Below are 19659 nucleotides of genomic sequence, written 5' to 3'. Positions count from 1 at the left end.
CTTGTCGTCCCGGGGAGGCTGCGGCGACAGACCGGCGACACCGCGGCGCGGGTCGTCCACAGGGTGGCAGCGGGGCCGTGGCGATGTTCGCTACGCTCGGCGACGCCTGAAGGCCCGGAATGTCCCCGACCGAGAGGTTCGCCCGGTGACCATCGACGTGCCGCTGCGCGACGACGCGACCGGCATCCTGCAGCACGAGGTGCGCGAGCTGATCCGTCGTCGTGGCCTCGACCCCGTCAGCGACCGTGCCGGTCTCGAGCGCCTCGTCGTCGAGGCCGCCGCCGACTACGCCGAACGTGTGTCGCTCGGCGTGGTGCCCCCGCTGGCCGACACCGCGGCGTCGGTACGTGCCGTGGCCGACGCACTCGGCGGCCTCGGGCCGCTGCAGCCGTACCTCGACGACCCGGAGATCGAGGAGATCTGGATCAACGCGCCCGCGCAGGTGTTCGTCGCGCGCCGCGGGGTCAGCGAGCTGACCACCACGCTGCTCACCGTCGCTCAGGTCCGCGAGCTCGTCGAACGGATGCTGTCCTCCAGCGGGCGACGCCTGGACCTCAGCAGCCCGTTCGTGGACGCGACGCTGCCCGGAGGGGAGCGGTTGCACGTCGTCATCCCGGACGTCACCCGCGAGCACATGGCGGTCAACATCCGCAAGCACGTCGTGCGGGCCCACCATATCGACCACATGGCCCGGCTGGGGTCGTTGACCCCGCACGCGGCGGCCTTCCTCGACGCCGCGGTCCTGGCGGGGCTGAACATCCTGGTCGCCGGGGCGACCCAGGCCGGCAAGACCACGATGCTCAACGCGCTGGCGGGATCGATCCCCGCCGGGCAACGCGTCGTGTCCTGCGAGGAGGTGTTCGAGCTGCGGCTGCCTGTCCGCGACCACGTCGCGATGCAGTGCCGTCAGCCGAGCCTCGAAGGCACCGGTGAGATCCCGCTGCGCCGACTCGTCAAGGAGTCCCTGCGGATGCGCCCCGACCGTATCGTCATCGGCGAGGTCCGCGAGGCCGAGAGTCTCGACCTGCTGGTGGCGTTGAACGCCGGTGTTCCGGGCATGTGCACGATCCACGCGAACTCCGCCCGGGAGGCGGTCACCAAGATGTGCACCCTGCCGCTGCTCGCCGGGGAGAACGTCTCGGACCGCTTCGTCACCCCGACGGTCGCTTCGGCCATCGACCTCGTCGTCCACCTGGGGGTGTCGGCCGACGGCGTTCGCCAGGTCCGCGAGATCGTCGCGGTCACCGGACGGGTCGAGGAGAGCAGGGTGGAGACCGCGCAGATCTTTCAGCGGCGTCCGGTCGCGCTCGGCGGGGAGCTCGTGCGCGGCGACGGGTTCCCGCCGGGTGCCGAGCGCTTCGAGCGCGCCGGTATCGACGTCAACGCTCTCCTGGGCGGGGAGCACGCATGGGCGTCCTGATCGGACTGGTCGCCGGCGTCGGGTTGGTGCTGGTCTGGCTGTCCTGCTGGGAGCCCGTGACGGCGAGACGACGGCGCAGCCGGCGCAGCCAGGTGCTGCAGGACGTGCTCGTCCAGGCCGGCGTGCCGACGGTCGGGCCTGGTGCGCTGTACGCCTTCAGCGTCGGCGTGGGAGTCGTGGTGCTTCTCGTCGGGATCGCGCTGACGCGGTCCCCGGCCATCGCCGGTTGCTTCGCCCTCATGGCCGCCGCGGCCCCGGAGGTCCTCCTCCGGGTGCGGGCGCGCCGTCGTCGTGAGGGCCTGCGGGACGTGTGGCCGGACGCCGTCGACCACCTCGCCTCCGGCGTCCGCGCCGGTCTGTCGTTGCCCGAGGCCGTCGCCCAGCTCGGTGAGCGCGGGCCGGTCGAGCTGCGCGAGCCGTTCGCCCAGTTCGCCGCCGACTACCGGGCCACCGGCCGGTTCGGCGAGTGCCTCGACCTGCTCAAGGCACGCCTCGCGGACCCGGTGGCGGACCGCATCATCGAGGCGCTGCGCCTGACCCGCGAGGTCGGCGGGACCGATCTCGGCCGACTGCTCAAGAGCCTCTCGGAGTTCCTGCGCGAGGACGCGCGGACGCGCGGCGAGCTGGAGGCACGCCAGTCGTGGACGGTGAACGGAGCTCGGTTGGCCGCCGCCGGCCCGTGGGTCGTGCTGGCGTTCCTGGCGACGCGACCGGAGACGGCGCAGGCCTACGACTCGGCGGCGGGTGTCGCCGTGCTCGCGGCGGGTGCCGGGTGCTCGGTGCTCGCGTACCAGGTGATGCGACGGATCGGGCGCCTGCCCGAGGAGAGCCGGGTGCTGCGATGACGCTGGCGGTGACGGGTGGTCTGCTCGGGCTGCTGGGCGGGGTGGGCCTGGTGCTGGTGTGGGCGGGCTGGCGGGGCCGACGGATCTCGTTGGACGAGCGGCTCGCCCCTGCCCTGCGCCCGCGGGACGCGTCTTCGGGCCTGTTGCGTACCCAGGTCGCCCACACACCGTTCGGTGTGGTCGAGAGGATCGTCGCCCCCTGGGTGTCCGACGCCGCCCACTGGTTCGAGCGGTTCGGATCGACGCGCGAGGAGGTCCAGCGTCGCCTGGACCGCGCCGGTCGGACCGAGACGGTCGAGCAGTTCCGGGCGCGGCAGCTCGTGTGGACCGTAAGTGGTCTCGTGGTCGGTCTGGCGGTGTCGGTGCTGCTCGCCGCCACCCGCGACTCCGCGGTGATCCCGCTGGTCGCCCTGGTGCTGCTGGCCGGTTCGGTGGGGTTCGTCGCCTGCGACCGGTGGTTGAGCACGTCGGCCCAGCGGCGTGAGGAGCAGATGCTGGCGGAGTTCCCGACGGTGGCCGAGCTGCTGGCGCTGGCTGTCACGGCGGGGGAGGGCCCGATGCCGGCGTTGGAGCGGGTGGCCTCGACGGCGCGCGGCGAGCTGTCGGCGGAGATCTCCACCATGCTCGCGGACGTCCGGGCCGGGGCACCGATCGCCGCGGCGCTGTCGGCGATGGCCGACCGTACCAACCTCCCGTCGCTGACCCGCTTCGCCGAAGGGGTGGCGGTCGCCCTGGAGCGCGGCACCCCGTTGGCGGACGTGCTGCGTGCCCAGGCGCAGGACGTGCGCGAGTCCGGTCGTCGAGCCCTGATGGAGGCCGGTGGCAAGAAGGAGGTCGTCATGCTCGTGCCGGTCGTCTTCCTCATCCTTCCCATCACCGTCGTGTTCGCCGTGTTCCCCTCGCTGGCCACATTGCAGATCGGTCTCTGACCCTCGTGAAAGGTTGACCATGTTCCACGGATCTCCCGCCCGCTGCTCGTCCGAGGTGTCGCCGCCGGAGCGCGCCTGGCGTCCTGCCGCCGACGACCCGGAACGCGGGGACGTCCCGGGTTGGGTGCTCGTGACGTTGATGACCGCCGGCCTGGTGGTCGCCCTCTGGGCGCTGGCCGGCCCGCTGCTCGAGGGTGCGTTCACCGAGGCGATCCAGAGTGTCACGGGCCCGTGATGTCGTACCGGTGAGTCGTCTCAACGACCGGGGCGGCGACCGGGGCGGCGCCCGTGGCGAGCACGGTTCGGCCGTCGCGGAGTTCGCGCTGGTCTCGGCGTTGCTGGTCGCGCTGTTCCTGGGGGTGGTGCAGGTGACGCTCGCGCTCCACGTGCGCGCGCTGACCATCGATGCCGCTGCGGAGGGCGCCCGGATCGCCGCGCGGGCGGACCGGGACCTGTCCTCGGGGTCGCAGCGCACCCGTGACCTGCTCACGGCCTCGTTGGGGAGCCGGTACGCCCACGACGTGGTCGCGCGCGACGTGGTCCGGGAAGGACTGGCCGTCGTGGAGGTGACGGTGCGGGCGCCGCTGCCGGTCGTGGGCGTCCTCGGGCCGTCCGGCGCGATGACGGTGAGCGGGCACGCGCTGGAGGAGCCGGGATGAGCCCCGCGGAGGAGGAGCACGACCGCGACCCGGAGGCCGGGGCGGCGGTCGTGGAGTTCCTGGGCGTGAGCGTCCTGCTGCTGGTGCCGTTGGTGTATCTCGTGGTCACCCTGTCCCAGGTGCACGCCGCGGCCTTCGCCGTGGAGGGCGCAGCCCGGGAAGCCTCGCGGGCGATGCTGACGGCGGACTCGTCGTCGGCCGGTGCGGCGCGCGCGGCGGCGGCGACGCGGATCGCGCTGGGCGACCAGGGGTTCGACGTCGACGGCGCGGACCTGCTGACGCTGGAGTGCTCGGCCGACCCGTGCCTCACCCCCGGGGCGACGATCGGGGTCGCGGTGCGCTACGAGGTGCCGCTGCCCCTGGTGCCGTCCGGCCTGCGCGGATGGGTACCGCTCGTCGTACCGGTCGAGTCGGCGCACGTGGCTGCCGTCGAGGACCACGTGGCGGTCCGCCCGTGAGGGGGCGCGAGGACGGACGGATCATGCTCCTCACCGCCGGGTTCGTCGCGGTCGGGCTGATGCTGGTAGGGGTCGTGGCGTCGGCGGCGGCGGTGCACCTGGACCGCAAGCACCTGTTCGACCTCGCGGACTCCCTGGCGGTCGCCGGGGCGGACGCGACGAGCGTGACCACGTACTACGACCCGCTGGCCGCGGGCGACACGGGCACGACCGGCGCCGTGGTGCTGTCCGACGAGGACGTCCGCCGGGCCGTGGGCGAGCACCTCGCGCGGCAGCCGGCACCGAGCGCGCCGGGCCTGCGGGACGTGCAGGTCGTCGAGGCCGTCAGCCCGGACGGGCGTGGTGCTCGAGTCAGCCTCGTCGCGACGTCCCACCCGCCGTTGGTGCGGTGGTTCACCGACGCGTTCGGCGGCGGGATCACCGTCACCGCGACCGCGTCAGCCCGCGCCGGATAGGGGCGTGCGGCGGACCGTCAGTGCGGATCCTTCGTCCCGGGTGCGTACCCGGAACGCACGGCGCGCCGTTTGCCCGCCCGTTCTGCGAAGTCGTCCAGGGCGTGCAGAATCTCCAGCGCGGACCAGGTGATGTGGTGGCGGTGGACCTTCGTCTCGGAGACGACGCCTGCTTCGGTGAGGGCGTCCATGTGGCGCCGCACGTGCCCGCGGGCGATGCCGAGCTCGGCCCCGAGGACGCCGGAGTCGATCACGGGCTGGCGGGTGAGCAGGTCCGCGACGTCGTAGGTGCGGCTTCCGCGTCGGACCATGATCCGGTCGTTCCAGGACTCACGGATCGCGCGGACGTCCTCGACGAGTGTCCGTCCGTTCGCGAGCGCGCGATGAGTGGAGGCGTTGAACATCCGCACGAGGACTTCGGGGTTGCCTTCGCGGTAGGCGTCGAGCGCCCGGTCGTAGTCCTCGACCTGTGCGAGCAGGCCTGCCGACAACGGCATCGTCACGTTCCGGACCAGTCCACGGGCGTGCAGCATCGCCTGCACGAGGGCGCGACCGGTCCGTCCGTTGCCGTCGATGAACGGGTGGATCGTCTCGAACTGGGCGTGCGCGACGGCGATGTGGGCGAGGGCGGGGACGTCTCTGCGCCGGATGAAGCGGACGAGGTCGTCGATCGCCGCCGGCACGTGGTCGTGGTGGGGCGGGACGAAGTCCGCCCCGGCCGGAGAGTAGTCCGATCCGCCGATCCAGACCTGCTCTCGACGCCACCGGCCGGCCTCGTCGGGGTCGTGACGGGCCATGAGGGCATGGTGCATCGCCAGGATCGCGTCGGGGCTCATCGTGTCTGCCATGTCCAGCGCCGCCTGCATCGCGGTCGTGTTGGCGACGATCTGCGGTGCGTTGGAGCCGTGCTTGGCGGGTCCGAGCTCGGCCAGGGCGATCTGTCGTGCCGACGCCGTCAGGCGCTCGATCTTCGACGACGCCGCGGACTCGCTGCGCAGCAGGACGGTGGTGAACGGGGCCAGCTCGCCACCGAGTTCGGCATCGAACCGGCTCATCTCCTGTGCGGCGTGCTCCGCCTCGGCGACGACTTCCGGCGACATGGTGGCGGGCTGATCCCTGATCGCCGGCACGACGGCGGCCTGGTAGCTCCGCACCGGTATGCGACTCTGACGATCAGGTGCGACCAGTTGCTGTGGCGTGCGGTTCGCTCGGTCCTTGCGGTCGTCTCACCGTGACGGCGTCGTGCCGGCCCGGGCGAAGAGGCCGGGGTAGTCGACGACGAGCCCCTCGTCGTCCACGGTGACCTCGCGCCGGAAGTCGCTGTCGCGCGACTCGTAGAGGTACCGGTCGACGGCGAGCCGGGTGTACCGCTGCGGGTCGGTGGTGACCGTGAACGACTCGGGGTCCACGTACGCCGTCACGATGTCCGCGGACTCGCCGATCGCCAGGTCGAGGCGGCGGATCGGCAGCGTGTTGGTGAAGGGGCTGAAAGCCAGGTCGATGTCCACGGCCTCGGCCAGGTCCGGTCGGGCCGAACTGCCCGACCACCATCCGCCGTCGTGGCGAGCGAGCTCCAGCGTGCGCCCGTCGGACGATCTCAGGTTCAGCGTCGTGAAGGTCCAGGCCGGGTCGAGCTCGACGGTGTACTCGAGCCGTTGCGGCCCGAGGTCGACGACCGACCGAGCCTCGTGGCGGCCGTCGCGCATCGTCAGGTCGAGGCGTTCCAGGCTGTCGGACGCGATGCCGCGCCACACCGCCGTCGTCACGAGATTCCCTCCTCGTCGCTCTCGAGCTTGTCGATTCCAGCGTCGCGCGTGGCGTCGCGTCGCGCCATCGAGGATTCCTCAGGTCGACATCTCGCGCAGGATGTGGGGCACTCCGGCAGGGTTGACGATCCAGTGGTGGCGTGGCGGCAGCGGTTCGAGCTCGTCGCGGGTCGGTATGCCGTGGGCGGCGAGGTGCTGGGTCGCAGCGTCGATGTCGTCGGTCTCGACGTCGAGCCAGAGGTCGTGGTGCGCGGTGCTGTCGACCTTGTCGAGCCACAGCGTGCACGGGCCGAAGCGGACGCGCGCCGTCCGGCTCACCTGCTCACCGGGGGTGTCGGGCTCGGGCTCGACGTCGAGCCCGAGGATGTCGCGGTAGAAGGCGACGGTGTCGTCGTAGCGGGCGGCGGGGATCTTCATCGCGATGTTGACTCCACCGCGGAACGTGGGTGCGGGCATGAGGCCTCCGGTGTTCGAGATGTGCAAGCAACGTATTGCAGCTGCACGCGTTCTGCAATAGGTTGGTTGCATGACGTCACCGACCGACCGCATCGAGCGCGAGACCGCGATCGCCGCACCGTCCGCGAGGGTCTGGGAGCTGGTCACCGAGCCGGGCTGGTGGATCAACGACGGCCGGTTGACCGAGCACCGTCTCGAGCCCGACGGCGACGGTCGGGTGGTCGTGCACGACCCGGTCCACGGCGCCTTCGCCGTGCGGACGGTGTCCGAGCGTCCCCAGGAGTACGTCGCCTTCCGCTGGTACAGCGGGGCCGACGGCGCGCGGCGGCGGGGCGCGCTCGACGCGACGGCGTCCACGCTGGTCGAGTTCCACCTCACGGCGCTGTCGCCGACCGAGACCCGCCTGCGTGTCGTGGAGTCCGGCTTCGACGCGCTCGACGAGGACGCGGCGGCCCGCCGGGCGATGCTCGAGGAGAACACCGAGGGCTGGGCCGCCGAGCTCGCTCTGGCCCGCGCCGACGCCGAGGACGGTGCCGCGTGACGACGTCGACCGTCGTCCAGGTCTGCTCGGCGCTCGGTGACGAGAACCGGTGGCTAATCCTGCGGATGCTGGGAGAGCGGCCTCGGTCCGCGTCGGCGCTGGCCGCCGAGCTGCCGATCAGCCGCCAGGCGATCGCCCAGCACCTCGACGTGCTGGCCGGTGCCGGGCTCGTCGAGAGTCGCCGCCACGGCCGCGAGGTGCGCTACGAGCCGGTCGGCGCGAGGCTCAGCGCCGTCGTCGGCCAGCTCGAGTCCGTCGCCGCGGGCTGGGACCGCCGTCTCCAGGCGCTGCGCGAGCGTGCCGAAGGGTCTGCGTGAGCGCGCGAAAGGTGCCTGCCCGAGTGCTCAGAGGGTAGCCGCAAGGCGATCGCTCGCGAAGAAGCCAGGTGGGAGTGGCGGTCGGTCGTGTCCGCACCTGCCGCGTCAAGCGGCCTCCAGGCCCTGTGTCCGGCCGCTGTCCGACAGTTGCTCGCAGAGCGGATCGCCCAGGGGTCTGACAGTCCCAGGTGCTCGGGCAGCTGTCCCGCGTCAAGCTGCTGGCAGATTCTGGGTCTCGGGAAAGTTGGGGATGAGGGGGTCGGCGTAGCCGAGGTGGACCTCCAGGGGCCGGTTCCAGGCGATGGCCTCGTGGGGGCGCACGGTGTTGTACTCGGCCCGGTAGTCGTCAGCGTGGGCGACCAGGGCCAGGACGTCGTCGACCTCCTCGAGGTAGAGCCGCTCGTACTTCAACGACTGAAAGCCGCGTTCGCGTGAGCCGTTCTGTCCGGGGGTCTTGACCCTCGTGCGCACGTGCCGCAGCTCGGGGTGGGCGATGATGAACGCCTCGAACCGGAACGAGCGGAACGGGCCGCCGTTGTCCGTCACGATCGTGACCGCCGGGATCACGTTCCCGTCGGCGTCGCGTGAGCAGGTGCCGATCAGCGGGCTGCCGAACATCGCCTCGTAGTCCGCTAGCGCGAGCTCGATCGCCGCGATCGCGTCGTGCTGGTTCGCCGTCGGGGACACGTGCCACGGATGCTCGTACTTGGACCAGTAGTCCCGGCAGCCCGCGATCCGCCACGTGCCTCCGGTCGTGGTCTCGAACTCGGAAAAGTCGAGCTGCCACACCTGGTTCGGGCCGGTCGGCTCGGTCGCGAACGCGGCCTTGCGCCGCTGGGCGAGCTGGCGGCGTTCACGCTGGTAGGCCGCCGGCAGGATCAGTCCTTCGTCGCGCAGCAGCAGCAGCACCGTGGCCTGGGAGACCCGGTGCCCGTCGTGACGCACCATCGCCCACACCTTGCGGTGCCCCCACGCCGGATGGGCGAGCGCGTGCCGGCGGGCCGCCTCTCGCACGCCCTCTCGCGCGGGACGTGGCCACGGGCCCTTGACCGGCGCGCTGGCCCGGGCGCGAGCCTGCCAGCGTCGCCACGACCGCTCGGGCACGCCGACCAAGGAGCAGAACCTCGTGGTCGGCATGCCCGCCTCGACGCGGATCACCTCGAGGTCCTCGAAGGGCCCAGGCGGCCCTCCGCGGACTTCTTCCACACCCGGGCCTCCAGGTGCGCCTCTCCGAGCGCCTGGGTCAGCTCGGCGATCTCGGCCTCGAGCTGCTGCTCGCGGGTCGAGGGACCGGACTTCCCGGCGGCCAGTCCCGTTCTGCCGGCCTCGAGAAACTGCCGCTTCCAGTTCCCGACCGACTGCTCCGACACCTTCGCCCGCCGGGCGGCCTCGGCGACGGTGACCTCCCCGGCCAGGACCGACAACACGATCCTGGTCTTCTCCTCAGACGGAACGGCTGGTGGTCTCGCCATGAACGATCAGACTCCTCACAGGTCAGGCCCGAAAGCAACGGGCCCTGCCACTAAGTCTGACGCGCGACAGGTGGCACGGTGCCCTATGGCTGGCGTTCGGTGTCCCGTGCGGACGGCCCCGGGCTCGTGTTGGAGCGAGACCCCGACCGGATCGACTACGTGCGCGAGGCGGCCGACCGCGTGCGGCGAGGAGACACCGTGTACTCCGTGGTGCAGTGGCTGGACGAGGTGGGAGCGCCGCTGCCGCGCGCCTCTCAGACGACACGGAAGCGCACGGGTTGGAACTACTCGACGGTGGAGCGGCTCCTACGCTCGCCCATCCTCGCCGGCATGACCGCCTACAACCCTGGCAACACCACCAAGTCTCGCGGGGATGATGTGCTGCGCGACGGGGACGGGCTGCCCGTGGTGGACGAGCCCGTGGCGATCCTCTCGCCGGGGGAGTGGCGCGCGTTGGTGAAGAGCCTGGATGACCGCAAGGAGACCTCCGCCCGTGCCCGCCCTCGGGCCATGCGCTCCAAGACCTCGGCGCTGCTGTCGGGCCTCGTGTTCTGCGGCCACTGCGACGACGACGGCGCGCCGCGACGGATGCACCGAGGGACGACCAACGGGCGCTCGTCGTACTCGTGCCCGCGCTGCCACCAGACCATCTCCAACGTCGAGGACTACGTGGTGGGTGAGTTCCTACGGCAGAAGGGGGAGCAGGTACGTTGGTCGGTGGTTGAGGAGAGGTGCGCGAGGGCGGCGCGGCGATGCTGCCCGAGATTGAGCACCGGCTATCGGAACTCAGCCAGCAGTTGCAGGCCACGGACGACGATGACGAGGCTGACCGGCTCACCGAACAGATCGGCTCCCTGCGGGCAATGCGCCGCGAGGCCCGCCAGAAGGCGCCCGTGGTCAGCATGCAGCCGGTCAGGCTCACCCAGACCTACGGCCAGGACTGGGCAGCTGCGGAGGCGGTGGAAGACCAGCGGGCCGTGCTGGACGACGCGCTGGAGTCCATCGTGGTGCGGCGGGGGCGCGTCGGGCGTGGGCTGGACACGTCGCGGCTGGCATTCACGTGGAAGTTCCCCGAGGTCCTGGGGCCAGTAGAGACGCCGGACGACGAGACGCTCGCGGAGTGGGCGCAGACCTGAACTGCGGAGACCCTCGCTGGGCGTTTCAGCGGTGGCCTCTGGGCGACTACGAGTCTTGGGTGGTTTGACGACCTGCCCTGCGTGGCGGGTGGGAGTAGCGGGTGGATTTCGGGATGATGAACTGGTGCTACGTGATCAGCTCGTCTCCCACCTTCGCAGCGTCGGCCCTGCCCCGTTCCTCTTCGTGGGGTCGGGGCTGTCGCGTCGATACCTAGGTGTCCCTAGCTGGGACGGGCTGCTGCGGCACTTCGCGAAGGAGTTCGGGTCGAACTACGACTTCCTTTACGCGTCGGCAGATGGCCGTCTCCCAGAGGTCGCCTCGTTGTTGGCCAGCGTGATCCACGAGCGGTGGTGGAAGGACGGTGAGTTCGCTGAATCCCGAGCCAAGTACGCGGAGGCGAAGCTGCTCGGCAAGGATTCGGCATTTAAGGCAGAGGTCGCGAGTTTCGTCGGGAACAAGCTGGACGATCTCACCAAGGAAGACGCTCTGGTGCGGGAGATAGATCTCCTGCGGAGGGCCGTGGTGGATGGTGTCATCACGACCAACTACGACGCGCTCATGGAACACATCTTCGGAGATTTCAAAGTCTTCGTAGGTGAGGAGGACCTGCTGTTCTCTGACATTCAGGGAGTGGGTGAAATCTACAAGATACATGGTGACCACGGAGACCCTGACTCTCTCATCCTGACTACAGCTGACTATGAGCGATTCTCCGAGCGGCGACCCTACTTGGCTGCCAAGCTCCTGACGATCTTTGTCGAGCGTCCGATTGTCTTCATCGGGTACTCCTTGTCGGACGAGAACGTCCTCAGTATTCTCCGGTCAATCGCGACGGCGCTAACGAGGGAACGAGTCGGGGACCTGCAGGATCGTCTCGTCTTCATTGAGTGGAACCCGAGCGCTGAACCAGAATCTCGGCTGGGTGCGACCGTAGTGCCGGTGGAGGGTGGGTTCAGTATCCCCGTCCAGCACGTCCAGGTGCGGGACTTCGTGGAGGTCTTCGAGGCGCTGGGTGACCTGGAACGAAGGTTCCCGGCTCGCTACCTGCGGCATCTGAAGGAACACGTCTACGAGCTCGTTCGCGACCAGGACCCGCAACGCAGAATCTATGTAGCGGACATCGAGCCCGGGGAGACCTTGGATGACGTCGACGTAGTCTTGGGTGTCGGGGCTCTTGCGAAGATTACCCAGTCGTATGCAGGGAAGACTCGCCGGGATCTCTTGGAGGACGTTGTTGCGGGCGGGGATTTGGTGCCAGGTCGCGTGATTGCGGACGTCCTTCCAGCGATCCCGGTGGGCCATGCGGCTCCGATCTACAAGTACTTGCGGGCCGAAGGTTTACTTGACGAATACGGTAATCTCAACGATCCGAGCAAGGTTAGCGAAAAGATTGTGGATCGTATGGCCAGGGGTGCCGACTCGTGGCAGCCGCCGTCGTCGTATCACGCGCGAGGCGACGCCATTGCTGCGCAGTATGAGGACTTTGATGCGCTCGCGCAGGGTATGGAGCCGCACCACGTTTTGCTGTTCGCGCCGCGCCTGCCGGATGATAAACAAAATGCGGAAGCGCTTCGCTGCTTTCTACTGGATCATCGGGATGACCAGTGGGTTGAGGGGCATCCTTTTCAGCAGACCCAATGGGCGAAAGGCGTGCTGCTGTACGACTGGTTACGGTTTGGTCGGGCGCGATAGTAGCTGCGGCCGTAGATTGTGATCGGCCGCTCACGATCGCTCCGACGTCGTGTTTGGCACGACCCCGCTGGCTGTGTTCACCGGGCGGGTATGCGTTCTGAGTACCGGGAGGTACTAATGGATAACGGGCTCAACGCAGATGAGGGTGTAGCGCTGGCTGGCTGAGCCGGTTCCGGGGATGGGTCGAGGTCCCCCAGGATGGAAGTTCTCACGCTCACCATCTGGAAGACCTCGACGTGCCTGAACTTACCTTCGCTGCCCCTGACCTTGCGACCTTCGCGCGCCTGGACGAGCTCGGGCTCGTCGTGGTCGGGCAACGGCTGGAGCCCGACCGGGCGACGCTGTGCTGCCGGGTCGTGGCGCGCGCCGATGATGCGTTTTGCCGCGGGTGCGGGGCCGAGGGCACGCCGCGGGGCACGGTGACCCGGTGGCTGGCGCATGAGCCGTTCGGGTGGCGGCCGGTCACGCTGCTGGTGCGGGTGCGCCGCTACCGCTGCACGGGCTGTCGTCGGGTGTGGCGCCAGGACATCTCGAGGGCGGCCGAGCCGCGGGCGAAGCTCTCGCGGGCGGCGGTGCGCTGGGCCCTGGTGGGTCTGGTCACCCAGCATCTGACGGTCGCGCGGGTGGCCGAGGCCCTTGCGGTGGCATGGCACACCGTCAACGACGCCGTCCTGGCTGAGGGCCGACGGGTGCTGATCGATGACGAGGCCCGGTTCGACGGCGTGGCCGTCATCGGAGTCGACGAGCACGTATGGCGCCACACGCGGCGCGGTGACAAGTACGTCACGGTGGTCATCGACCTGACCCCGATCCGGGACGGCACCGGCCCAGCGAGGCTGCTCGACATGGTCGAGGCGCGCTCCAAGCAGGCCTTCAAGCAGTGGCTGGCCGCCCGACCCAAGTCCTGGCGACAGGCGGTGGAGGTCGTCGCGATGGACGGCTTCACCGGCTTCAAGACCGCCGCCGCTGAGGAGCTGCCCGACGCGGTCGCGGTGATGGACCCGTTCCACGTCGTGCGCCTGGCGGGCGACGCCCTGGATCGCTGCCGACGCCGGGTCCAGCTCGATCTGCACGGCCACCGCGGCCGCGCCAAGGACCCCTTGTATCGCGCGCGGCGGACCCTGCACACCGGCGCCGAGCTGCTCACCGACAAGCAGACGGCCAGGATCCAGGCGCTGTTCGCCATCGCCGAGCACGTGGAGGTCGAGGCGACCTGGGGCATCTACCAGCGCATGATCACCGCATACCGCCACCACGACCGCGCACACGGCCGCGCCCTGATGGTCGCGGTCATCGACTCCCTGGCCCGCGGAGTTCCGGCCGCGCTGAGCGAACTCGTCACGCTCGGGCGGACCCTGACCAAGCGTGCCGCCGACGTGCTCGCGTTCTTCGACCTGCCCGGCACCAGCAACGGACCGACGGAGGCGATCAACGGCCGACTCGAAAACCTGCGCGGCTCCGCCCTCGGCTTCCGCAACCTGACCCACTACATCGCCAGATCACTGCTCGAAGCCGGCGGCTTCAGACCGCTGCTACACCCTCATCTGCGTTGAGCCCGTTTAACCGCATCACATTCTTGCCCGAAACGAACGTCCACCACCTACCGTTCTCTCCCTCCCCGGACTCGCTCACGTCTTCGACCGTGTCGGGGTCTGTTGCTCGCTTTCGAAAGTATTCATATGCACGACGTAACTGCCGATACTGGTTCGCAACAGTGACGTCTCCAGCGTTCAGTATTTCGCCTGCGGTTACAGCAAGTAGATCCTCTACCGTCCGAACTGCTGACACTAGCTTCTTGCGCATCTGTGCCAGCATCTCCTCTGCTTGCTGTTCTGAGAGATTTCCGGCGATGCGCAGTCGGAGGCCGAACTTCTGGTGAGCAAGCTCGCATGGGTATCCCTTGTATGCAAATGGAGTCCACCAAGCCACCTTCTCGCCAGGTCCGTGGTGCTGGATGCCGACGAGATTGAGCGCATGCCTCAAAAGCACCGGCACCGGAGCTTCGTCAGGCGTGATCGACACCCGGTATGACGGATGGCTCAGGTCGCGCTCTCGATACGGGATCGGCTGAGAGAAGTCTCGGAGCGCAGTCATAGCGAGCCGCTTGCCGGCCGATTCTTCCGGGGAGTCCATTTGTCAAGGATGGCATATGGGGTAGACGGGCGACAGCTGGCAGCTACCAGGTTGACGGCGTCGCGCCTCGGGTAGGTTAGGCGGGAATCGCTGCTGCTGTGGCGGCAATCTTGGCCGAGACTTCTTCCAGGGAGGAGCCTGCCGTACTCACTCCGGATCGCGAAGCGAGCAACGGGCTCACGTCGCGTAGTTGCTCGAACGTAATGCCATGCGTGACCGGGATCACCCGGTCAGTTGCGAGGAGCGCTGAGAGTTCCTTGTCTGCGATCCCCTGCGCATCCAGGCTCCTGAGCAGAGCGGGAGTTGCCAACACGAGTCCAATTCGTGAATTCTTGAGTCCTCGGTCAATCTCGCGGATCAAGGAGGTTCCTAGTCCGACTTCGACCTCACTGAACCAGACGCTTGCGCCGTTCGACTTGAGGTGGTTGTAAAGATCGGTTGCGGCATCCTGGCGGTCATCCCAGGCATGGCAAAGGAAGAGGTCGCGCTTCTCGGGGTGCTTATGTGCCTGCTTCTCGGCCTCGCGTGCGAACGGCTCTACCGAGCGCCACTCGGACGGGGAGAACGAGACGGACTTCCCTTGTCGCGTGCGTCGCGACCGCGAACCACCCGAGGACCCGCTGCTCGGACCGCCAGCGCCAACTGGCCGGTAGGACCTTCGGGGCTCGTAGTAGGCGTACGAGGAAGACCGAGATGACCGCCCACGACACGCGGGGCAGTTGGCGGCAGCTGCTGAGGAACGGTGGCCGTAGACGGGCGCTGTACATTGAGACACGGAGGCGATGCTAGAGGAGACCCCTGACACTCTCCCGAGAATGAGCCGATTTCACCCGCATGCTCGCTGTTGGTCACGCCAGGCCCGCGTGGACGGCAGCCGCCAAGTTGCAGGAACGAACCAAGAGGACGGTACGGATCTGAGCGGGCCCCGTGACCCGCTGGCCGTATACATCGGCCGCCCAACGGAGCCGTGGAGAAGGACTTGGATGTCTGAACCTCTAGGCGCGGGCTGAATGCCAGGACCGGATGGGTGGAGAGGCCCAACAGGTTCTCATGCCCGTGCCGGGCGTCTAGCGCGACTATGGTTCCGCGTGGTCTCTCCGTTACTGCTGCAACGCTGCGACGGCGTCTCGCACGCCCCGTGCATAGGCCCTCAGCAGCGCACGGGTGTTGACGTCTGCTGCGTCGGTGTTGTCGGGCGGTAGCGCGGCGAGCATCCGCTCGACCTGCCCAGCGAGGTCCAGCGCGCCGGTCAGGTCGAGGTAGGCAGTGTGAGGCTGGTCGGTCACTCGACTGCCACCGGCTCCGGACGGACCGCTGCGACGTACTCCCGGGCGGTCGCGGGCACCTGCTCGCCGGACACCTGCTCCCAGGCGTACAGGCCGCCGAGGCGCATCCGGCCCGCGTGGGTGCTCACGTCATGGGCGGTTGCCGGCAGACGGTCGTTGGCGGCGGTGTACCGCAGCACTGCCTCGCGGATCTCGTGCAGCGTTGCCGACCGGGTCAGCGTCGCTAGGCGGCCCTCCCGGAAGGTGACGACCTCGCCGTCGTTGTGGGCCTCCGGCATCTTGGGTGCGTACTCGACCTCGTTGAGTGCCTTCAGCTGGTCGAGCAGCGCGGCGACCTTGCGCTGGAGTGAGTCGCCCCGGCGTGTCCGGAGACGGCGAAGCGGGCCTCGTCCGCCGCCGCGGGGCCCACGCGACGCCCCCCGCGCGATACTGGCCACCATGAACGACAAGCTGCCCGTGGACCTGGACCAGATGTTCGACCTCGCCCGCGCGGGCGAAGGCCTGCTGCTGGAGTTCGTCGACGCCGGCGTCCCGGCCGACCACGCGGACGCCCAGGGCAACACGTTGCTCATGCTGGCCGCGTACCACGGCCACGCCACGCTCGTCCGCGGTCTGGCCGACCGTGGTGCGGACGTGAACCGCCTGAACGCCCGCGGTCAGTCGCCCCTGGCGGGCGCGGTCTTCAAGGGTGAGCTCGCGGTGATCGAGGTGCTGGTCGCGGCCGGCGCCGATCCCGAGGCGGGCGAGCCGAGCGCCCGCGCGACGGCCGCGATGTTCGGCAGGGTGCTGCCGGGAGCCTCCTGAGCGACAGGTAGGCTTGAACATCGTGGCCACCATCGACTTTCCCGCCGAGATCAAGGCGCTCCGCTCCACCCTCAAGACCATCGAGTCGGTGAGCGACCCTGCGGAGCTGCAGGAGCGGATCGAGATGCTGTCCGACCAGGCGGCCTCGCCGGACCTGTGGGACGACCAGGACAACGCGCAGAAGGTCACCTCCGCGCTCTCCCACGCGCAGAGCGAGCTCGAGCGGGTCAAGCGGTTCGCCAGCCGGATCGACGACGTCGAAACGCTGGTCGAGCTGGGCAACGAGATGGAGGACGCCGACTCCCTGGAGGAGGCCGAGGCCGAGCTGGCCACGATCCGCAAGGACCTCCGCTCGCTCGAGGTCCGCACCCTCCTCAACGGTGAGTACGACGCGCGTGCCGCCGTCGTGACGATCCGCGCCGGCGCCGGCGGCGTCGACGCCGCGGACTTCGCCGAGATGCTGATGCGCATGTACCTGCGCTGGGCCGAGCGCCACGGCTATCCCACCAAGGTGATGGACACCTCCTACGCCGAGGAGGCGGGCCTGAAGTCCGCGACGTTCGAGGTGGATGCGCCCTACGCGTTCGGCCACCTCTCGGTCGAGGCCGGAACGCATCGCCTGGTGCGCATCTCGCCCTTCGACAACCAGGGCCGCCGGCAGACGTCGTTCGCCGCGGTCGAGGTGATCCCGCTCATCGAGCAGACGGATTCCATCGAGATCCCGGACAACGAGCTCAAGATCGACGTCTTCCGCTCCTCGGGCCCGGGCGGCCAGTCGGTGAACACCACGGACTCCGCGGTGCGCATGACGCACATCCCCACGGGGACGGTCGTGTCGATGCAGAACGAGAAGTCGCAGATCCAGAACCGCGCCGCCGCGCTGCGCGTCATGCAGTCGCGCCTCCTGCTGATCCGTCAGGCCGAGGAGGCGGCGCAGAAGAAGGAGATGGCCGGAGACATCAAGGCGTCCTGGGGCGACCAGATGCGCTCCTACGTGCTGCACCCGTACCAGATGGTCAAGGACCTGCGCACCGAGCACGAGTCGGGCAACACTCAGAACGTGTTCGACGGCGCGATCGACGAGTTCATCGAGGCCGGCATCCGCTGGCGTCGTTCGGGCGGCGAGAGCTGACCCGAGCGCGACGACCTCGCGCTACCTCGCGCCGTCGTGCGCTACCTCGGGCCAGGCTGCGCTACCTCGCTGGAATGGGCGCTACCTTGGTGTTTGGCGGGTTTCAGCCTTTTGTCGTAGTTGCGCCGAGCAACAGGTCGACCCGCGACACACCGGCGTGTCGTCCGACGGCCCACCCGAGGCGTCGTGCGACTCTCGATCAGGCGAGCGCCGCAGACAGCGGCGTCCGCGCGGGGGAGGGGCACGCAGTGATCCGGTTCGAGAACGTCTCGAAGGTCTACGCCCGGGGGGCGCGACCCGCGCTCGACGACGTCTCCGTCGACGTCGAGCGCGGTGAGTTCGTGTTCCTCGTGGGCGCCTCCGGTTCGGGCAAGTCCACGTTCCTGCGGCTCGTGCTGCGCGAGGAGCGGCCCACCGGCGGTCGGGTGTACGTCGCCGGCCGCGACCTGACCCGGCTCTCGGCATGGAAGGTGCCGTCGCTGCGGCGCGGCATCGGCATGGTCTTCCAGGACTTCCGGCTGCTGCCCAACAAGAACGTCTACGAGAACGTCGCCTTCGCGCTGCAGGTCATCGGCCGGCCGCGGCACACGATCCGCACCACCGTGCCGGAGGTGCTCGAATGGGTCGGCCTCGACGGCAAGGAGAAGCGCCGCCCCCACGAGCTGTCCGGCGGCGAGCAGCAGCGCGTCGCGATCGCCCGCGCGTTCGTGAACCGGCCGCAGATCCTGCTCGCCGACGAGCCCACCGGCAACCTCGACCCGACGACGTCGCTCGGCATCATGCGACTGCTCGATCGCATCAACAGCACCGGCACCACCGTGGTGATGGCGACGCACGACGACGAGATCGTCAACGAGATGCGCCGTCGCGTCGTCGAGCTCTCCACCGGGCACGTCGTGCGGGACGAGGCCGACGCGGTCTACGGGCGCCGAGAGGACATCCTGCCGCTCGTCGGGCCGGCACCGGTGCTCGACGCTCCCGGCCGTGGCGTCCCTCGGCGTGGGACGGCGACGCCGCGCATCGTCGTCCAGCCCGAGCCGGGCGACGTGGCCGCGGAGGAGGCCGCCGAGGCCGCCGTCGGGCACGGGGCGTTCGAGGAGGACGCGCACGACGCCGTCGCCCCCCTGGCCGAGGACCCCGTCGGCACCGCGCCGGCCGAGGCGCCCGCCGAACCCGAGCCGCTCGAGGACCGGCTGACCCGGTCGCGCCGCGCGATGTCCCGCGCCGGCGCCGAGGAGGTCTGAGCGGTGCGTCTGCAGTTCATCCTCGTCGAGGTCCTCCAGGGCCTGCGGCGCAACGCCACCATGGTGGTCTCCGTCGTCCTGGTGACGTTCGTGTCCCTGACCTTCGTCGGCGCGGCCGCTCTGCTGCAGACGCAGGTGACCAAGCTCAAGGGGGACTGGTACGACCTGGTCGAGGTGTCCGTCTTCCTGTGCCCCGACGGCTCCACGGTCCCCACCTGCGCCGAGGGAGAGGCCACCGAGGACCAGATCACCGCGGTCGAGGAGGCGATCGCCACCGAGCTGGACGACGTCGTGTCGACCACCTACTTCGAGTCCCAGGCGGAGGCGTTCGAGGCCTTCTCCGCCCGCTACCCGGACGGGTACCAGGGCACGCAGCTCACCGAGGACGACATGCAGGCGTCCTACCGGCTCCAGCTCGCCGACCCCGAGCAGTACCAGGTCGTCGACGACGTCCTCGGCGGTCGCGACGGCGTCGAGGTGGTCGAGGACCAGCGCGCGGCCTTCGAGCCGCTCTTCCTCGCGCTCAACCGCGCGTCCCTGGTCGCGGTGGGCCTGGCCGCGGTCATGCTGCTGGCTGCGGCACTGCTGATCACCACCACGATCAGGCTCTCCGCCGTGTCGAGACGGCGAGAAACAGGCATCATGCGTCTCGTGGGTGCGTCGAACCTCTTCGTGCAGCTGCCCTTCATGCTGGAGGGGGCCATCGCCGCACTCGTGGGCGCCGTGCTGGCCGTGGGCGGGCTGTGGCTCGCCGTGCAGTACCTGGTGGTCGACTGGCTCGCCGAGTCGGTCGACTGGGTCAACTACGTCACGACCGCTGACGTGCTGGCCATCGCCCCGCTGCTGCTCGGCGTCGCCGTCGCCCTCGCCGTCGTGTCCTCCGTCGTCACCCTGCACCGCTACACGAGGGTGTGAT

The 19659-nt window shown here is 69.4% G+C and carries 24 protein-coding genes and 2 pseudogenes; 17 read left to right on the top strand and 9 right to left on the bottom strand.

Going from position 1 to position 19659, the window contains the following annotated elements; all coding sequences use genetic code 11:
* Positions 1-145 precede the first annotated feature (145 nt).
* Genes AC3RJ8_RS11970 through AC3RJ8_RS11940 form a run of 7 tightly spaced genes read left to right on the top strand, consistent with a single transcriptional unit; the run spans position 146 to position 4766 of the window.
* Complete coding sequence (locus AC3RJ8_RS11970; RefSeq protein WP_489712836.1) at positions 146-1420, top strand: TadA family conjugal transfer-associated ATPase; 1275 nt, start codon at positions 146-148, stop codon at positions 1418-1420.
* Positions 1408-2265, top strand: coding sequence for a type II secretion system F family protein (locus AC3RJ8_RS11965; protein WP_489712835.1), 858 nt, complete (start codon positions 1408-1410; stop codon positions 2263-2265). Before AC3RJ8_RS11970 ends, AC3RJ8_RS11965 begins: the two co-directional genes overlap by 13 nt.
* Positions 2262-3194, top strand: coding sequence for a type II secretion system F family protein (locus tag AC3RJ8_RS11960; RefSeq protein WP_489712834.1), 933 nt, complete (start codon positions 2262-2264; stop codon positions 3192-3194). Before AC3RJ8_RS11965 ends, AC3RJ8_RS11960 begins: the two co-directional genes overlap by 4 nt.
* 19 nt (positions 3195-3213) lie before the next feature.
* Positions 3214-3429: a hypothetical protein gene (locus tag AC3RJ8_RS11955; protein WP_489712833.1), complete on the top strand. Its 216-nt coding sequence runs from the start codon at positions 3214-3216 to the stop codon at positions 3427-3429.
* Positions 3430-3439: 10 nt separating this feature from the next.
* A complete protein-coding gene (locus tag AC3RJ8_RS11950; RefSeq protein ID WP_489712832.1) occupies positions 3440-3853 on the top strand; it encodes a TadE family protein in 414 nt (137 codons plus the stop codon).
* The gene (locus AC3RJ8_RS11945; protein ID WP_489712831.1) at positions 3850-4311 is read left to right on the top strand and encodes a pilus assembly protein; all 462 of its coding nucleotides are present in this window, start codon (positions 3850-3852) and stop codon (positions 4309-4311) included. The genes AC3RJ8_RS11950 and AC3RJ8_RS11945 overlap by 4 nt, the downstream gene beginning before the upstream one ends.
* Before the next feature lie 23 nt (positions 4312-4334).
* Positions 4335-4766 carry a hypothetical protein gene (locus tag AC3RJ8_RS11940; RefSeq protein WP_489712830.1) on the top strand — a complete coding sequence of 144 codons (432 nt, stop codon included), beginning with the start codon at positions 4335-4337 and terminating at the stop codon, positions 4764-4766.
* A 17-nt stretch (positions 4767-4783) separates the two neighbouring features.
* Here the strand turns inward: AC3RJ8_RS11940 and AC3RJ8_RS11935 are convergent, their stop codons facing one another.
* From AC3RJ8_RS11935 to AC3RJ8_RS11925, 3 genes are all read right to left on the bottom strand, one after another.
* Positions 4784-5863 carry a Fic family protein gene (locus AC3RJ8_RS11935; RefSeq protein WP_489712829.1) on the bottom strand — a complete coding sequence of 360 codons (1080 nt, stop codon included), beginning with the start codon at positions 5861-5863 and terminating at the stop codon, positions 4784-4786.
* Between the two features lie 126 nt (positions 5864-5989).
* Positions 5990-6529, bottom strand: a complete 540-nt coding sequence (locus AC3RJ8_RS11930; protein ID WP_489712828.1) for a putative glycolipid-binding domain-containing protein — start codon at positions 6527-6529, stop codon at positions 5990-5992.
* Between the two features lie 78 nt (positions 6530-6607).
* A complete protein-coding gene (locus AC3RJ8_RS11925) occupies positions 6608-6985 on the bottom strand; it encodes a VOC family protein (RefSeq protein ID WP_489712827.1) in 378 nt (125 codons plus the stop codon).
* Positions 6986-7055: 70 nt separating this feature from the next.
* Between AC3RJ8_RS11925 and AC3RJ8_RS11920 the strand changes: the two genes are divergently transcribed.
* Positions 7056-7526: an SRPBCC domain-containing protein gene (locus tag AC3RJ8_RS11920; protein WP_489712826.1), complete on the top strand. Its 471-nt coding sequence runs from the start codon at positions 7056-7058 to the stop codon at positions 7524-7526.
* Positions 7523-7843, top strand: coding sequence for an ArsR/SmtB family transcription factor (locus AC3RJ8_RS11915; protein WP_489712825.1), 321 nt, complete (start codon positions 7523-7525; stop codon positions 7841-7843). The genes AC3RJ8_RS11920 and AC3RJ8_RS11915 overlap by 4 nt, the downstream gene beginning before the upstream one ends.
* 210 nt (positions 7844-8053) lie before the next feature.
* Here AC3RJ8_RS11915 and AC3RJ8_RS11910 read toward each other — a convergent pair whose 3' ends face one another.
* Both AC3RJ8_RS11910 and AC3RJ8_RS11905 read right to left on the bottom strand, forming a co-directional pair.
* Positions 8054-9001 carry a transposase gene (locus AC3RJ8_RS11910; RefSeq protein WP_489712824.1) on the bottom strand — a complete coding sequence of 316 codons (948 nt, stop codon included), beginning with the start codon at positions 8999-9001 and terminating at the stop codon, positions 8054-8056.
* A complete protein-coding gene (locus AC3RJ8_RS11905) occupies positions 8998-9315 on the bottom strand; it encodes a transposase (RefSeq protein ID WP_489712823.1) in 318 nt (105 codons plus the stop codon). Before AC3RJ8_RS11905 ends, AC3RJ8_RS11910 begins: the two co-directional genes overlap by 4 nt.
* A 78-nt stretch (positions 9316-9393) precedes the next feature.
* On the opposite strand from AC3RJ8_RS11905, the pseudogene AC3RJ8_RS11900 reads away from it, so the two are divergent.
* The 4 genes and pseudogenes from AC3RJ8_RS11900 to AC3RJ8_RS11885 form a co-directional block, all read left to right on the top strand.
* Positions 9394-9780 (top strand): annotated as a pseudogene (locus AC3RJ8_RS11900) (recombinase family protein); the annotation flags it as partial.
* Positions 9781-10046: 266 nt separating this feature from the next.
* Positions 10047-10451 carry a hypothetical protein gene (locus AC3RJ8_RS11895; protein WP_489715670.1) on the top strand — a complete coding sequence of 135 codons (405 nt, stop codon included), beginning with the start codon at positions 10047-10049 and terminating at the stop codon, positions 10449-10451.
* 124 nt (positions 10452-10575) lie between these two features.
* Entirely contained in the window at positions 10576-12144 is a 1569-nt protein-coding gene (locus tag AC3RJ8_RS11890) for an SIR2 family protein (RefSeq protein ID WP_489712822.1), read from the top strand.
* 236 nt (positions 12145-12380) lie between these two features.
* Positions 12381-13697 (top strand): ISL3 family transposase, encoded by a 1317-nt coding sequence (locus AC3RJ8_RS11885; RefSeq protein WP_489712821.1) that lies wholly within the window; start codon positions 12381-12383, stop codon positions 13695-13697.
* On the opposite strand, the gene AC3RJ8_RS11880 is transcribed toward AC3RJ8_RS11885, so the two are convergent.
* From AC3RJ8_RS11880 to AC3RJ8_RS11865, 4 genes are all read right to left on the bottom strand, one after another.
* Positions 13666-14277: a hypothetical protein gene (locus AC3RJ8_RS11880; RefSeq protein ID WP_489712820.1), complete on the bottom strand. Its 612-nt coding sequence runs from the start codon at positions 14275-14277 to the stop codon at positions 13666-13668. The two genes, AC3RJ8_RS11885 and AC3RJ8_RS11880, sit on opposite strands and share 32 nt — an antisense overlap.
* A gap of 76 nt (positions 14278-14353) precedes the next feature.
* Positions 14354-15052, bottom strand: a complete 699-nt coding sequence (locus AC3RJ8_RS11875) for a toll/interleukin-1 receptor domain-containing protein (protein ID WP_489712819.1) — start codon at positions 15050-15052, stop codon at positions 14354-14356.
* Positions 15053-15377: 325 nt separating this feature from the next.
* Positions 15378-15563 carry a hypothetical protein gene (locus tag AC3RJ8_RS11870; protein ID WP_489712818.1) on the bottom strand — a complete coding sequence of 62 codons (186 nt, stop codon included), beginning with the start codon at positions 15561-15563 and terminating at the stop codon, positions 15378-15380.
* A complete protein-coding gene (locus AC3RJ8_RS11865; protein ID WP_489712817.1) occupies positions 15560-15841 on the bottom strand; it encodes a hypothetical protein in 282 nt (93 codons plus the stop codon). Before AC3RJ8_RS11865 ends, AC3RJ8_RS11870 begins: the two co-directional genes overlap by 4 nt.
* 160 nt (positions 15842-16001) lie before the next feature.
* Here AC3RJ8_RS11865 and AC3RJ8_RS11860 point away from each other — a divergent pair, with 160 nt between their 5' ends.
* The 4 genes and pseudogenes from AC3RJ8_RS11860 (at position 16002) to ftsX (ending at position 19658) form a co-directional block, all read left to right on the top strand.
* Positions 16002-16367: an ankyrin repeat domain-containing protein gene (locus AC3RJ8_RS11860; protein WP_489712816.1), complete on the top strand. Its 366-nt coding sequence runs from the start codon at positions 16002-16004 to the stop codon at positions 16365-16367.
* A 22-nt stretch (positions 16368-16389) separates the two neighbouring features.
* On the top strand, positions 16390-17499 hold the full coding sequence (prfB, locus tag AC3RJ8_RS11855; protein WP_489712815.1) for a peptide chain release factor 2: 1110 nt from the start codon (positions 16390-16392) through the stop codon (positions 17497-17499).
* 248 nt (positions 17500-17747) lie between these two features.
* Positions 17748-18425, top strand: a pseudogene (ftsE, locus tag AC3RJ8_RS11850) (cell division ATP-binding protein FtsE); the annotation flags it as partial.
* Positions 18426-18746: 321 nt separating this feature from the next.
* Positions 18747-19658: a permease-like cell division protein FtsX gene (gene ftsX / locus AC3RJ8_RS11845; RefSeq protein ID WP_489712814.1), complete on the top strand. Its 912-nt coding sequence runs from the start codon at positions 18747-18749 to the stop codon at positions 19656-19658.
* Position 19659: the final 1 nt, after the last annotated feature.

It is taken from the genome of Isoptericola sp. MSGPD8_1_ISO-PGPR-S23-394, from assembly GCF_058072785.1.
This window is presented reverse-complemented; position numbering and strand designations above follow the sequence as displayed.

Coding starts and splice junctions, on each gene's coding strand:
- AC3RJ8_RS11965 (WP_489712835.1), top strand. CDS start 1,408: ATGGGCGTCCTGATCGGACTGGTCGCCGGCGTCGGGTTGGTGCTGGTC.
- AC3RJ8_RS11960 (WP_489712834.1), top strand. CDS start 2,262: ATGACGCTGGCGGTGACGGGTGGTCTGCTCGGGCTGCTGGGCGGGGTG.
- AC3RJ8_RS11955 (WP_489712833.1), top strand. CDS start 3,214: ATGTTCCACGGATCTCCCGCCCGCTGCTCGTCCGAGGTGTCGCCGCCG.
- AC3RJ8_RS11945 (WP_489712831.1), top strand. CDS start 3,850: ATGAGCCCCGCGGAGGAGGAGCACGACCGCGACCCGGAGGCCGGGGCG.
- AC3RJ8_RS11940 (WP_489712830.1), top strand. CDS start 4,335: ATGCTCCTCACCGCCGGGTTCGTCGCGGTCGGGCTGATGCTGGTAGGG.
- AC3RJ8_RS11935 (WP_489712829.1), bottom strand. CDS start 5,863: ATGTCGCCGGAAGTCGTCGCCGAGGCGGAGCACGCCGCACAGGAGATG.
- AC3RJ8_RS11925 (WP_489712827.1), bottom strand. CDS start 6,985: ATGCCCGCACCCACGTTCCGCGGTGGAGTCAACATCGCGATGAAGATC.
- AC3RJ8_RS11920 (WP_489712826.1), top strand. CDS start 7,056: ATGACGTCACCGACCGACCGCATCGAGCGCGAGACCGCGATCGCCGCA.
- AC3RJ8_RS11905 (WP_489712823.1), bottom strand. CDS start 9,315: ATGGCGAGACCACCAGCCGTTCCGTCTGAGGAGAAGACCAGGATCGTG.
- AC3RJ8_RS11880 (WP_489712820.1), bottom strand. CDS start 14,277: ATGGACTCCCCGGAAGAATCGGCCGGCAAGCGGCTCGCTATGACTGCG.
- AC3RJ8_RS11865 (WP_489712817.1), bottom strand. CDS start 15,841: ATGCCGGAGGCCCACAACGACGGCGAGGTCGTCACCTTCCGGGAGGGC.
- AC3RJ8_RS11860 (WP_489712816.1), top strand. CDS start 16,002: ATGAACGACAAGCTGCCCGTGGACCTGGACCAGATGTTCGACCTCGCC.